This window comes from Kribbella polygonati, assembly GCF_050320105.1.
Classification (GTDB): domain Bacteria; phylum Actinomycetota; class Actinomycetes; order Propionibacteriales; family Kribbellaceae; genus Kribbella.
Genome location: NZ_CP190129.1, coordinates 1,985,452 through 1,998,682 on the forward strand (window position 1 = coordinate 1,985,452; position 13,231 = coordinate 1,998,682).

The 13,231-nt window shown below is 68.9% G+C and carries 12 protein-coding genes; 4 read left to right on the forward strand and 8 right to left on the reverse strand.

Annotated elements, in window-relative coordinates:
- Positions 1-9: 9 nt before the first annotated feature.
- Positions 10-1,383, reverse strand: a complete 1,374-nt coding sequence (locus ACQHIV_RS09315) for an MFS transporter (protein WP_427893069.1) — start codon at positions 1,381-1,383, stop codon at positions 10-12.
- Positions 1,384-1,399: 16 nt separating this feature from the next.
- Entirely contained in the window at positions 1,400-2,152 is a 753-nt protein-coding gene (locus ACQHIV_RS09320) for a glycerophosphodiester phosphodiesterase (RefSeq protein ID WP_427893070.1), read from the reverse strand.
- 26 nt (positions 2,153-2,178) lie between these two features.
- On the opposite strand from ACQHIV_RS09320, the gene ACQHIV_RS09325 reads away from it, so the two are divergent.
- Both ACQHIV_RS09325 and ACQHIV_RS09330 read left to right on the forward strand, forming a co-directional pair.
- Positions 2,179-3,312, forward strand: a complete 1,134-nt coding sequence (locus tag ACQHIV_RS09325) for an aminotransferase class V-fold PLP-dependent enzyme (RefSeq protein ID WP_427893071.1) — start codon at positions 2,179-2,181, stop codon at positions 3,310-3,312.
- Positions 3,309-3,938 carry a methyltransferase domain-containing protein gene (locus tag ACQHIV_RS09330; protein ID WP_427893072.1) on the forward strand — a complete coding sequence of 210 codons (630 nt, stop codon included), beginning with the start codon at positions 3,309-3,311 and terminating at the stop codon, positions 3,936-3,938. Before ACQHIV_RS09325 ends, ACQHIV_RS09330 begins: the two co-directional genes overlap by 4 nt.
- Here the strand turns inward: ACQHIV_RS09330 and ACQHIV_RS09335 are convergent.
- The 4 genes from ACQHIV_RS09335 to ACQHIV_RS09350 are packed head-to-tail and all read right to left on the reverse strand — an operon-like array spanning position 3,928 to position 9,841.
- Positions 3,928-4,779: a carbohydrate ABC transporter permease gene (locus ACQHIV_RS09335; protein ID WP_427893073.1), complete on the reverse strand. Its 852-nt coding sequence runs from the start codon at positions 4,777-4,779 to the stop codon at positions 3,928-3,930. The two genes, ACQHIV_RS09330 and ACQHIV_RS09335, sit on opposite strands and share 11 nt — an antisense overlap.
- Positions 4,776-5,702, reverse strand: coding sequence for a carbohydrate ABC transporter permease (locus ACQHIV_RS09340; RefSeq protein ID WP_427893074.1), 927 nt, complete (start codon positions 5,700-5,702; stop codon positions 4,776-4,778). The genes ACQHIV_RS09335 and ACQHIV_RS09340 overlap by 4 nt, the downstream gene beginning before the upstream one ends.
- 5 nt (positions 5,703-5,707) lie before the next feature.
- Positions 5,708-7,033 carry an ABC transporter substrate-binding protein gene (locus ACQHIV_RS09345; RefSeq protein WP_427893075.1) on the reverse strand — a complete coding sequence of 442 codons (1,326 nt, stop codon included), beginning with the start codon at positions 7,031-7,033 and terminating at the stop codon, positions 5,708-5,710.
- A 54-nt stretch (positions 7,034-7,087) separates the two neighbouring features.
- Positions 7,088-9,841: a family 78 glycoside hydrolase catalytic domain gene (locus ACQHIV_RS09350; protein WP_427893076.1), complete on the reverse strand. Its 2,754-nt coding sequence runs from the start codon at positions 9,839-9,841 to the stop codon at positions 7,088-7,090.
- Positions 9,842-9,964: 123 nt separating this feature from the next.
- Here ACQHIV_RS09350 and ACQHIV_RS09355 point away from each other — a divergent pair, with 123 nt between their 5' ends.
- Positions 9,965-10,894 carry an AraC family transcriptional regulator gene (locus ACQHIV_RS09355; protein WP_427893077.1) on the forward strand — a complete coding sequence of 310 codons (930 nt, stop codon included), beginning with the start codon at positions 9,965-9,967 and terminating at the stop codon, positions 10,892-10,894.
- Here ACQHIV_RS09355 and ACQHIV_RS09360 read toward each other — a convergent pair.
- On the reverse strand, positions 10,799-11,530 hold the full coding sequence (locus tag ACQHIV_RS09360) for a TetR/AcrR family transcriptional regulator (RefSeq protein WP_427893078.1): 732 nt from the start codon (positions 11,528-11,530) through the stop codon (positions 10,799-10,801). The two genes, ACQHIV_RS09355 and ACQHIV_RS09360, sit on opposite strands and share 96 nt — an antisense overlap.
- A gap of 88 nt (positions 11,531-11,618) precedes the next feature.
- Here ACQHIV_RS09360 and ACQHIV_RS09365 point away from each other — a divergent pair, with 88 nt between their 5' ends.
- Positions 11,619-12,800, forward strand: a complete 1,182-nt coding sequence (locus ACQHIV_RS09365; protein WP_427893079.1) for an FAD-dependent monooxygenase — start codon at positions 11,619-11,621, stop codon at positions 12,798-12,800.
- On the opposite strand, the gene ACQHIV_RS09370 is transcribed toward ACQHIV_RS09365, so the two are convergent.
- Complete coding sequence (locus tag ACQHIV_RS09370; RefSeq protein WP_427893080.1) at positions 12,768-13,226, reverse strand: PGPGW domain-containing protein; 459 nt, start codon at positions 13,224-13,226, stop codon at positions 12,768-12,770. The genes ACQHIV_RS09365 and ACQHIV_RS09370 overlap by 33 nt on opposite strands.
- Positions 13,227-13,231 lie beyond the last annotated feature (5 nt).

Consider the following 13,231-nt stretch of genomic DNA (forward strand, 5'->3'; position numbering starts at 1 on the left):
GGGGCGGCGTCAGACGACGGTCGGCTGGGCGTTTCCCGCCTCGCGGATGCCGCGGCGCATGTCGACGCGGGTGAGCAGGGCGAGGCCGATCACGAAGAAGATGCCGAGCGCGACGATCGCGGGGCGGTACGAGCCGGTGAGCTGGTGGACGAGACCGAACACCAGCGTGCCGAGCCACGACGTCCCGCGTTCGCCGGCCTGGTAGAGCGAGAAGTACTCCGCCTCGCGGCCCTTCGGGATCAGCTGGCTGAACGCCGACCGCGACAGCGCCTGCGTCCCGCCCAGCACGATCCCGATCGCCACTCCCATCGCCAGGAACGGCACGATCCGGTGCGCCGGCAGCAGGAACCCGGCGATCACGATCAGCATCCAGATCACCAGCCCGCCGGTGATCGTCCGGTGCGCGCCGTACCGGGCTGCCACGCGCCCGAACACGATCGCCCCGAAGAACGCCACGAACTGCACCATCAGGATGGTCGCGATCAGCACCTGCGTCTGGAACCCGAGCTGCTTCTCGCCGTACGTCGACGACACCGAGATGACCGTCTGGATCCCGTCGTTGAAGAACAGGTACGCGACCAGGAACAGCAGCGTCATCTTGTACGTCCGGATGTGCCGCAGCGTCGCCGCGAGCTGGCCGAAGCTCTGCCGTACCAGCCCGCGGCTGCGGACCGGCTCGACGCTCACCGGCGGCCGGTTCCGCAGCCGGACGAACGGGATGATCGTGAACAGCCCCCACCACACGCCGGCGCTCAGCAAGCTGAGCCGGACCGCGGCGCCCTGGCTCAGCCCGAGCGCGTCGTGCGCGGTGACCACGGCCAGGTTGATCGCCAGCAGGATGAACCCACCGGCGTACCCGAACGCCCAGGCCCGCGACGAGACGGCGTCACGCTGGTCCGGGGGAGAGATGTCGATCAGGATCGAGTCGTAGACCACCAGCGCCGAGCCCAGACAGACGTTGCCGATGAAGAGCAGCAGCGCGCCGAGCTCCCAGCGGCCGCCGCCGACGAACACCATGCAGCAGGCGGACACCGACCCGACCCACGCGAACGCGCACATCAGCAGCTTCTTGCGGGCCATCCGATCCGCGATCGCCCCGACCACCGGCAGGAACAGCGCCGACGCCAGCGTCGCGACCGTGACCACGTAGAACGCCAGCGAGCCGGGGGAGATCGCGAGACCGAGGACGTGCAGGTCGGTGTTGCACGGGTGGTCCGTGGTCCCGACGTACCCGCAGGCGTCGGTCTCGGCGACCGAGGTCAGGTACGGCGCGAACAGTACCGTCGCGACCGTGGTGACATAGCCGGAGTTCGCCCAGTCGAAGAGGCTGAACCCCCAGTACTCACGCTTGTCCACACCGTCCGGGGCGGAAAGAAGTCCCATGCGCGGAAGTGTGTCATCAATGCCACTGGCCCCGCTCGATCAACACGTCACGCAGGACGTCGGTGCGGTCGGTGATGATCCCGTCCACGCCGGCGTCGAGCAGCCGGCGGATGTCGTCCGCGTCGTCGACCGTCCACACGTGTACCTGCTTGCCGCGCGAGTGCGCCCGCTCGATCAGCCCGCCGGTGAGCAGGTGCAGCTTCCCGTACTGCTCGGGAATCTGCAGGCAGGCACCGCGGGACGGGAGCGCGACCGGAAGGAAGCGGATCAGCGCGATCTCCCACTGCCCGTACCCGGTGCACAGCCGCGGCCCGAGCAGCGTGCGCATCCGGTTCACCCGGGACTGCGAGAACGACGAGACGCAGACCCGGTCGATCGCGTTCGCGGCCCGCAGTACGGCGGCCGACGGCTCCAGCCCGCCCTCCGCCTTCACGTCGAGGTTGAACCGGACGTCGGGGAAGTGCTCGAGCAGCTCGTCCAGTCGCGGGATCGGCTCGTGGCCGTTGATCCGCGCCTTGCTGACCTCGGACCACGGGAGCTCGGCGATCAGGCCGGTCCGGTCGGTGACCCGGTCCAGCTTGTCGTCGTGGAACGCGACCACCACGCCGTCGCTGGTGGCGTGCAGGTCGGTCTCGACGTACCGGTAGCCGAGATCGACGGCGTGCTGGAAGGCGCGCAGCGAGTTCTCGTAGCCGGCGATGTCCGGGTGGTCGGCGCCGCCCCGGTGCGCCATCGCGATCGGTCCGTCGTGGACGAGGTACGAGTACACAACCCGCAGTATGTACCGTTGGGTCGGTGACGGTACTCAGCCCCCGCCCCGATCTGTGGACCCTCGATCCGGACGTCCTGCACCTCAACCATGGTTCGTACGGCGCCGTGCCGCGCCGGACCCAGGAGGTGATGGCCGGCCTGCGGACCGAGATGGACGCCAACCCGATGGTCTGGTTCCGGACCGTCGCCGACCGCCTGACTGCGAGCCGGCTGGCGCTGGCCGCGTTCCTGGAGACCGACCCGGGCGGGTTCGCCCTGGTCCCGAACGCGAGTGCCGGCGTCACCGTCGCGCTCCAGACCCTGCCGATCCCGGCCGGCAGCCGGATCGTGCTCACCGACCACGCGTACGGCGCGGTCCGGTACGCCGCCGAGCGGTTCGCGAAGCAGTACGGCGCCGAGGTCGTGAACGTGGCGATCCCGCTGGAGGCCGACGACCGGACCGTGGTCGCGCTGATCGCGGACCAGCTCGACAACGCCGCGGTGCTGATCGTCGACCAGATCACCTCCGGTACGGCGAAGGTGTTCCCGATCGAGGGGCTGGTCGCGGCCGCCCACGAGCGCGGCGTACCGATCGTGGTGGACGGCGCGCACGCCCCGGCGCTGATCGACGCGCCTGCCGCGGCTGGCGCCGACTTCTGGACCGGGAACTTCCACAAGTGGCCGGCCGCGCCGCGGGCGACCGCCGGGCTGGTCGTCGCGGAGCGCTGGCGGTCGGCGTCGATGCCGCTGATCGTGTCGTGGTCGGAGTACGACGAACGGATGCCGGAGCGGTTCGACATGCAGGGGACGTACGACTACGTGCCGTGGATCGCCGCGCCGGAGTCGCTCCGGGTGCTGGCCGACCTGGACTGGCCGGCCCGGCGGCCGCAGCTGACCGCGCTCGTCGAGGAGGGCGCTCGGGTGCTCTCGAAGGCGCTCGGAACCGGCGTCGCAGAGGTCGCGCACCCGCCGGCGACGATGCGGCTGGTCGAGCTGCCGGCGTCGGTCGACCTGTCCGGCGGCGACGCGCTGAAGATGCGGGTGTCGCGGGAGCTGAAGGCGGAGATCACCTTCACCGGGTTCGAGGAGCGGAAGTTCATCCGGTTGTCGGCGCACGCGTACAACTCGCTGAGCGACTACGAGAAACTGTCGGAGGGCCTGCCTAGGCTCCTCGGGTGAACGACATCCAGGGGTCATACACCATCGCTGCCGCCGACTACCACGCGATTCTGAAGGACTACCACCGGGCCGATCCGTTCGAGACCGGTGCGCTCGACTACTTCGCCGCGGTCGTGCCCGAGGGCCCGGTGGGCGATCTCGGGTGCGGGACCGGCCGGATCACGGCGTACCTGGCCGGGCTGGGTCTCGACGTGTTCGGGCTGGACCTGACGCCCGGGATGATCGAGGTGGCACGGCGGGAGTACCCGGAGCTCCGCTTCGACGTCGGGTCGCTGTTCGAGCTGCCCCTGAAGGACGGCGAGCTGGCGGGAGCCCTCGCGTGGTACTCACTGGTCCACACGCCACGCGAGGAACTACCGACAGCCTTCGCCGAACTCTTCCGGGTGCTGCGCCCCGGCGGCGTCCTCGTCCACGGCTTCAAGACCGGCGAGGGCAACCGCCCCCTGACCAAGGCCTACGGCCACGACATCGACCTGCAGGTCTACATGTACTCCGTCCCGGACATCGCCGACCTACTCACAACCGCCGGCTTCGTCGAGGTGGCCACCCTGACCCGCACCCCGCTGCCCGCCGAGAAGGACGCCGGCCAGGCCGCCCTCATCGTCAGGAAACCAGCTACCCCTTGATGGCGCCGGAGGTCATGCCGGCGACGATTTGGCGGTTGAAGAAGAGGAACATGATGAGTGGGGGGATCGTGATCAGGAGGATGTTCATGAACAGCAGGTTGTACTGGGTGGAGAACTGGCTGTTGAAGTTGTAGAGGGTGAGCTGGACGGTTGCGTTCTGGTCGCCGGGGAGGAAGTACAGCGGGTTGGTGAAGTCGTTGAAGACCGCGACGGACTGCACCACGACGACCGTCACGATCACCGATCTGAGCAGCGGGAAGATGACCCGGAAGAACAGGCCGAGCGGGCCGGCGCCGTCGATGACGGCGGCTTCGTCGAGTTCGCGGGGGATGGTGGAGACGAAGGCCCGGAACAGCAGGATGCAGAACGACAGGCCGAAGGCGATCTCGATCAGGATCAGGCCTGGCATCGTCTTGAACAGGCCCAGCTTCTGCAGCACCCAGATGGTCGGTACGACGGCCGGTGGGATGATCAGCCCGGCCAGGACCAGGAAGTTGATGTAACCGTTCCAGCGGCTCCTGCGGCGTTGCAGGACGAATCCGGCCATCGCCGACAGCACCACCATGCCGGTCACGCTCGCCACGGTGAGGATCGTGCTGTTGATGAAGGCGATGACCAGCATGTAGTCGCGGGCCTGGACGACCTCGACGAAGTTCTGCACGAAGCGGAACTGCTGCGGCCAGGCGAAGTTCAGGTCGGCGGACTGCGTGCGGTCCTTCACCGCCGTCAGCACGATGAACGCGAACGGGATGATGAACACCACGATCGAGACCAGGATCGCGACCGCGCTCAGGGCCCACTTGCGGGCCGGCCGGTGGTTGACGAGCTCCGCGGTGCTCACATCTCCACCTCCTTCCGGTTCAGGAATCGCGAGAGCGGGAGGACGATCGCGGTGACGGTCACGAACAGCACCACGTTGCCCGCGGTCGACAGGCCGTAGAACCCGGCCTGGTACTGCTTGTAGATCACCGACGCGATCACGTCCGAGGTGAACCCCGGCCCGCCCTGCGTCATCGCCCAGATCAGGTCGAAGGACCGCAGCCCGCCGATCAGCGACAAGATGATCACCGTGACGGTCGCCGGCCGGGACAGCGGCAGGACGATCCGCCGGAACGTCTCCCAGGAACCGGCCCCGTCGACCCGGGCCGCCTCGATGTACTCACGGGGGATCGACACGATCCCCGCGATGTAGATCAGCGTGGCCAGGCCGACGCCCTTCCAGACGTCGACCGCGGCCACCGACAGCAGCGCCCACTTCGGATCGGTCAGCCAGCCCGGACCGTTGATCCCGACCACGCTGAGCGCGCCGTTGATCAGGCCACGCTCAGGGTTCATCAGCACGGTGAAGGTGAGCCCGACACCGATGGTGGAGACCAGCACCGGGAAGAACACCACCGAGCGGAGGTAGCCGCGGGCAACGATCTGCGAGGTCAGCAGGACCGCGAGCAGCAGCCCGAGGACGACCTTGGACCCGGACGTGACGACCGCGTAGATCAGGGTGTTCGTGAAGCCCTTGACCAGCGCCGGCTCCTGGAAGAACAGCTTGAAGTTGTCCAGCCCGACGAACTTCGAATCGAACAGGCTCCACCGGGTCAGGCTGAAGTAGAGCGAGGCGAAGGTCGGGACCAGGAACAGGACGCCGTAGATGACCGCGGTCGGGAGATAGAACCAGTTCGAGTACGGCCGGTAGACCTTGGACCCGGACGTCGAGGTGGTCGCGTCGGTCTTGGCGTTCGCTCGTGGTTTCACCGAGGTGATCGCCACCGACCTCACCAGCCCGCCAGTCCCAGTTGCTGCGCCTGCTTCTTCACGTCCTCGTCGTACCGGGCGGCGCCGTCCTTGGCCTTCCGGATGCCGGAGCCGACCTCGACCGTGATCTGGGACAGCGACGGGCCCTTGACCGGGGACACGAACTCCAGCGCCAGGCTGGACGCGCCCGGCTTGTCGAGGTACGGCTGCATGTCCTTGATCGCCTGCGGTACGTCGGCCGGCAGCGCGCAGCCCTTGACCGCGTACGGACCGGTCGGCGCGCCGGCGGCGGCCTGCGACTTGCAGCCGTCCGGGCTGGCGATGAAGGCGAGGAACTTCTTGGCGGCGTCGAGCTTGGCGCCGGTCGTGGTCTTCGGGATGTAGTCGGCGCCCGGGGTCCACACCGTCAGGCCGTTCTTGCTCGCGTCGTCACCAGGCAACGCGAACAGTCCGACATTCTTGGCCGCGTCGGGGTAGGTGGCGATCATGTTCGAGACCACGCCGGACAGGATCGGGTACTGCGCACCCTGGCCGGTGGCCAGCATCTTGAGCCCGTCCGGCAGCTTGGCCGAGGCGAAGTCCTTGTTCTCGAAGCCCGCGTCGTGGACGGCTTCGGTGTGCTCGAATCCCTTCAGCGCTGCCGGCGACGTGGCGTACTTCGCCTGGTTCTTCGTGTACTTGTCCGCGAAGTCCGGCTCCGCGGCCGCGACGTTGTGGAAGTCGCCGAGGACGAACAGCTGGGCCGTCCAGGTCTCGCCGTACGTCTGGATCACCGGCGTGATCCCGGCAGCCTTGATCTTGGCGCTGTTGGCCATGAACTCGGCCCAGGTCTTCGGCGGCGTGAGCCCGAGCTTCTTGTAGATCGGGATGTTGTAGAGCACCGCGCCGCCCATGAACCCGCCGACGGGCACCCCGTAGACCTGGCCGTCGGCGGTCACGGTGTTCTTGAAGTTGTCGTCCAGCGTGCCGACGTACGGCTGGTCGCTCAGCGACACCAGGTTCTTCTGCGGCGCGATGGCCTGGAACAACGACCCGGTGTTGTAGTTGAAGATCTCCGGCATGTCGCCGGTCGACAACCGGGTCTTGACGATGTTGTCGCCCTCGGTGCCGGCCGGCCGGGTCTCGATCTTGATCGAGATGCCGGCGTTCTTCGCGGTGAAGTCCTTCACCAGTTGCTGGGCGTTCTTCAGGTCCTGGTCCTGATTGCCGATCAGGTACGTGAGCTCGGTCGATCCGCTGCTGCCGGAACCGGAGCTGGACCCGAGACTGCCCGCGCTGCAACCGGCGAGGGCGAGTGAACAGACTGCCAGCAGCGCGAGACCGCTGGCTCCTGGGCGGAACCTCATCGTGACCTCCAAAAGGGGATGTACGTCGCAGCGGGGCGGTCAGGGAGTGCTGGATCAGTGGTGCAGGACCGCACCGAGTGCGGCCTTCACAGCCTCGGGACCGGTAGCGGTCGCGAGATCGCCGGCCGGCTGGTCGAGGTACGGCAGAAGGCGGGCGGCGAGTGCGGCGTCGTCGGCGGCGAACCCGCTCTCGACCGCCGCGGCCGTGATCGCGTTCCAGGCCGGTAGGTTGTCGACGACCTGCCGAAGGGTCGCGTCGGCGGGCACCTCGGGCGCCGTGGCGTGCGGGTCGTCCACGGTCCACTCGTGCGTACCGTGCCCAACCTCGACGACCTCCTGACCGGGCAGGTCGACCGTGGCGCGGGATCCGACCGGGACCGTGACCGTGACGGTGACCTGGCCGTCGCCGCGGGTCCAGCCGACGGACGCCTCGCCGTACGGCGTGAGGTGCTTGACGGAGGCCTTCGTGAGCTGGTCGGTGAACAACGGCCGTACGTCGATGCTCCGGTAGCCCGGCTCCGCCGCCGCGAGGCCCGCGACCCGCCGGTGCATCCAGTCGGCGACGGCACCGAGCGCGTAGTGGTTGAACGACGTCATCTCGCCGGGGTTGATGCTGCCGTCGGGCAGCATGCTGTCCCACCGCTCCCAGACCGTCGTCGCGCCCATCGTCACTGCGTACAGCCAAGAGGGGCAGCTTGTCTGTAGCAGGAGGCGGTAGGCCAGGTCAGGATGACCGGAATCGGCCAGAGCGTCCGCGATCAAGGGGGTTCCGACGAATCCGGTACTGATCCGGAAGCCCGAGGTCCGGACCAGGTCCGCCAGTCGCGCACCGGCACGCCGCCGCTGGTTCTCGGTCGGCAGCAACGCCCACTGCAGCGCCAGCGCGTAGTTCGTTGCCGAGTCGCTCAATACCCGGCCGCCCTCGGTGGCGTACTCGGCCGCGAACGCCTGCCGCACCCGCGCCGCCAGGTCGGCGTACTCACGTGCCAGATCGTCCTGCCCGACGACCTCCGCGGCCTTGGCAACAACCTCGGCCGAGCGTGCCAGGTGTGCCGTCGCCAGTACGTCGGGGTCGGCCTTGGCGCGCGCGGCGTCCTCCGGTGGCGCGGTCGGGTCGAGCCAGTCGCCGAACTGGAAGCCGCCGGACCAGAGCAGGTCGCTGCCGGCCAGGCCGGCCACTTTGTCCACCCATGCACGCATGCTCGGCAGCTGCCGTGCGAGCAGTCCGACGTCTCCGGTGCGCTCGTACAGCACCCACGGCACGATCGTTGCCGCGTCACCCCATGCCGCGGTCGCCGGTCCCTCGTTGCGGAGCACGTCCGGTACGACGAACGGGACCGAGCCGTCCTTCTGCTGCTCGGCCGCGAGGTCTGCGAGCCAGTTCGTGAGGAAGCCGCCGGTGTCGAACAGGAAGCTCGCGCTGGGGGAGAAGACCTGGATGTCGCCGGTCCAGCCGAGCCGCTCGTCGCGCTGCGGGCAGTCGGTCGGTACGTCGACGAAGTTGCCGCGCATGCCCCAGACGACGTTCTGGTGGAACTGGTTCAGCAGCTCGTTCGACGAGTCGAACCAGCCGGTGCGCCGCAGGTCGCTGCCGATCACGATCCCCTCGAGGTCTTCCTTGCGCAGGTCGTCGACGCCCGAGACCTCGGCGTACCGGAAGCCGTGGAAGGTGAGCGGCGAGTCGAGGGTGACCTCGTCCGGTCCGGCCAGGACGTACGTGTCGGTGGCCTTGGCGGTGCGGAGCGGGCGGACGCCGAGTTCGCCGTTCTCCAGGACCTCCGCGTGCCGCAGGACGACCTCGTCGCCGGCCGCGCCGCCGCGGACCTTCAGCCGGACCCGGCCGACCAGGTTCTGCCCGAAGTCGACGAGCGTCTTGCCGGACGGCGAGGTACTGATCTCGACCGCGGGCAGGACGTCGGTGATCCGCACCGGCGGGCCGTCCGGGGCGACCAGGAGCGTGAGATCGGCGTCGAGTACGTCGACGGGCGCGGGCTCGCCGAGCTGCTTGCGCAGATCGGTGGTCTGGCCGTCGTACAGGTCGTCGGCGAGCACGTTGCTCTCCCGCGACGTCCACGTGCCGTCGCTGCCGAACGTGTGCAGCCGGCCGTCCGCGGTGGTCACCTCGAGCTGCGCGAGTACGGCGAGCCGCTCGCCGTACAGCTGCTTCTGGTCCTGGAAGCCGATCCGCCCGCGGTACCAGGCGTTGCCGAGCAGGAACTCGAGCGTGTTCGCACCAGGCCGGACAAGCTCGGTCACGTCGTACGTCTGGTAGCGCAGGCGGTACTGGTACGCCGTCCACCCGGGCGCGAGTTCCTCGCTGCCGACGCGCTCCCCGTTGAGTGACGGGAGGTAAACGCCGTACGCCGTCGCGTACAGCCGGGCCTTGACGATGTCGCCCGGGAGGCCCGCCGTACCGGCGACCAGCGGGGCGGGGGAGCCGTGCGGGTTGTCGTGCGGGCTGACGAACCGCGCGGTCCAGTCGTCCGGCGCGAGCAGGCCGGCCTCGACGTACGCGGGCTCGCTCCACTCGCTCCAGTCCTCGTTCCCGCGGACCCGGACCCGGACCTGCGCGGACTGCCGGGACCCGAGCGGGTCGCCCGGCCAGGGCACCAGGACCTGGTCGGGGGAGTGGACGGTGAAGACCTGAGTGGTGTCGCGGGTGATCTCGACCTCGTACGCCGACTGTGCGTAGCCGGCGTCCGCGGCCGGGACCTGCCAGGAGATCCGCGGGCTCGGGGTACCGGTCCCGACCACGGGAGCGGCGAGGTGCTCGAAGCGGAGGGCGGTGGGTGCGGCGAGATGCGACATGTGGCTCCATCCGGAATGAAACGATTCACTGGATGTACCGATCCTGCGACCGGCGCCCGGCCGCCACTAGCCCGATGTGCACTCGCCCTAGCACGATCTGCACCTCGCCTCGTATCTTGAGGCATGTCCGACGAGCCGGTGACAACCCGAGGGACCGTGCTGCACTTCGTCGAGGGCACAGTCGTGCACGCCGGCACGCACGTGCACGAGGACAGCCATCCGCTGCACACGCACAGCTTCTTCGAGCTGCTGCTCGTCGTCGGCGGCGAGGGCGTCCACCACAGCCTGGCCGGCCGTCGCCGGCTGCGCCGCGGCGACGCGATCCTGCTCCGCCCGGGGGTGTGGCACGAGTACGTCGACTGCCACTCGCTGGAGGTCTACAACTGCTGCTTTTCGGCTGACCTGGTCCGTCGTGAACTCGCCTGGGCGCGCGAGGACCCGCTGCTCGGGTACCTGTTGTGGACCGGACCGTTCTCCGCCGAGCGCCGCGGAATGCTGTCGACGCACCTCGATCCACCGGCGATGCTTGAGGCGCTCGGCCACCTCGACGGGCTGCGCGACCTGCGCGACCAGCCGCTGAGCCGGCATCGCGGCGAGGTGATCGGCTGGCTCGCGCTGTACCTGAGCTGCATCGCGCGGACCGTCGCCGACCGTGACGAACGGCGGGAGTACACCCATCCCGCGGTCGTCGACGCGATGCGGATGATGGAGGCCGATCCGGCGCGGCACTGGACGCTGACGGACCTGGCCGGCGAGCTGCACCTCGCGCCGGGCTACCTGGTCCGGCTGTTCAAGTCGGTCACCGGGGTCCCGCCGATGGCGTACCTGTCCCGCCACCGGGTCGAGCTGGCGGCCGACCGGTTACTGCAGACGGATCTGCCGATCCACCGGATCGGCGAGTCCGTCGGCTGGCCTGACCAGAACTACTTCGCCCGCCGATTCAAGTCGCACTACGGGCTACCCGCGTCGGTCTACCGGCAACGTTTCAATGCGGTCCGGCACGGCTACCCGGCTGCGGATCAGAAGATCCAGGCCGTCCAGGATCCGCTGTAGCCCGAACTCGAGGCCCTGGTTCTCGCTGCCGGCCGCCGTACTCATCGCGGCCACCAGGTGCGGGAACCGGGCGGCCTCGGTGCTGAGGATCTCGGCCAGCGACCGGGTCATGTCCTCCTCGGTGAGGCCGGTGGTGTGACCGGGGAAGGTCGAGGACTGCTGCGCGATGTTCCGGACGTGACTGGTGATCACCAGCACCGAGTCCAGCTGCTCGCCGCCGGTGAGCCCGGAGCCGCTGAGTCCGGCGAGGCCACGTTCCATCCAGGACAGCTCGTTCGGCCCGAGCGGCCGGCGTCCGATGGTCGACTGGAGCAACCACGGGTGCCGCATGAACCCGTCGTACAGCTCGGACGCCCAAGCGTGCAGCATCGGGCGCCACGGTCCGTCGGGGAGCTCCGGCGGACCGCCCATCGCCAGGTCGCTCATCACCGCGACCAGCTCGGTCTTGCCGGGGACGTGCCGGTACAGCGCCATCTTGGTCACCGGCAGGTCGTCCGCGACCCGCTGCATGGAGACCGCGTCGAGGCCTTCGGCGTCCGCGATCGCGATCCCGGCGGCGGCGATCTGCGCCAGCGTGATCGCCGGTTTCGGACCGCGGGTGCGGACCGGTTCCTTGCCCCAGAGCAGCTCGGTCATCAGATTTTCCTCCGCGATGGACTTGAACTGTGTCTACCATACACATTACTGTGTCCGGCAGACACAGTTACTGCTGAGGGAGACGATCATGAAGGTTCTGGTATCGGGTGCGAGCGTTGCGGGCCCGTCGGTGGCGCTCTGGCTCGGACGGGCGGGGCACGACGTGACGGTGGTCGAGATCGCGCCAGCGCTGCGGAAGGGCGGGTACGCCGTGGACTTCCGCGGTGAGGTGTTCACCACCGTCCTGGAGCGGATGGGTGTGCTCGAGGAGCTACGGTCGCTGCAGACCGGCGGCAGCGCGATGCGGTTCGTGGACGAGTCGGGGCGCAAGCTGCTACGGCTGCCGGCGGAGTTCGCGGGAGGCGAGCTGGAGGTACTGCGGGCCGACCTGTCGCGGGTGCTGTACGAGCACAGCCGCGCGAACGCGACGTACCGCTTCGGGGACTCGATCGCGGCGCTGGACGAGCACGCCGACGGGGTCGACGTACGGTTCGAGAGCGGGATCGAGGAGACGTACGACCTGGTCATCGGTGCGGACGGGATGCACTCGGTCGTCCGGCGGCTGGTGTGGCCGCGGGAGCAGGTGCTGGAGAAGCACCTGGACTACTACGTCGCCGGCTGGGAGGTGCCGAACACGCTCGGGATCTCCGGCGACTCGCTGATGTACAACGTGCCGGGCAAGCTCGCGAGCGTCGGCGTGGACCGGCGCGACCCCGCCCTGGCGGGAACGCTGTTCCTGTTCAAGTCGCCGGTCCTGCAGTACAACCGGCGTGACCTCGACCAGCAGAAGGCGATCATCCGCGAGCAGTTCGAAGGGCTCGGCTGGCACGTGCCGGAACTGCTCAAGGGGTTGCCCGCGGCAACCGAGCTGTACTTCGACTCGATCAGCCGGGTGCGGGTCGACCGCTGGTCGACCGAGCGGATCGTGCTGCTCGGCGACGCCGGGTACGGCGCGACGTTCGGCGCGCTCGGGACCGGTACGGCGGTGGTCGGCGCCTACGTCCTCGCGGCGGAGCTGGCCCGTGGCGACTTCCGGACCGCCTTCGACCGGTACGAGGCGCTGCTGCGGAAGGCGGTGTCGACGACGCAGGACGGCAGCCGGGCGGGCTCGTTCCTGGCGCCGGCCAGCCGGTTCGGGATCGCCAGCCGGAACTGGATGCTGGACAAGCCGTTCTTCATGAACCAGATGCTGAAGATGGCGCAGAAGATGAGCGAACTGGTCGAGCTGCCCGCCTACTCAATCAAGGAGGGGAACTTTGTACAGGAATGACTCCCACGAGTCGGGCAGCCAACCCGGCACGCCCAGCACGGCCAGGTAGAGCCACACGCCGACGACCACGCAGCCGGTGAGGGCGGCCGTGCCGAGCCCCTTCAGCCAGCCCGGCTGCTTACCAGTCCAGGTGGTGAGCGATTTCACCCAGTCCTTGACCCGGTACAACAGCCGCTGCGCCCACTCGAACTCGCTGGCCAGTACGGCGAGACCCGCGATGAACAAGGGGATCCCGCCCGGTCCCGGCAGCCAGCCGGTCAGCGGGGCGGCGATCAGCAGCAGCCCGCCGAGCACGCCGACGCCGATGCGGTAGAACAGCAGCTTCTTCGGGTTCTCCCGGATCCGGCGCCGCCACTCCCACCGGTCGTCCGCAGCGTCCAGCGTGATGTTGTCGTCGGTGCGGTCGGGACTCTCTTGCTCGGCCACGCGGC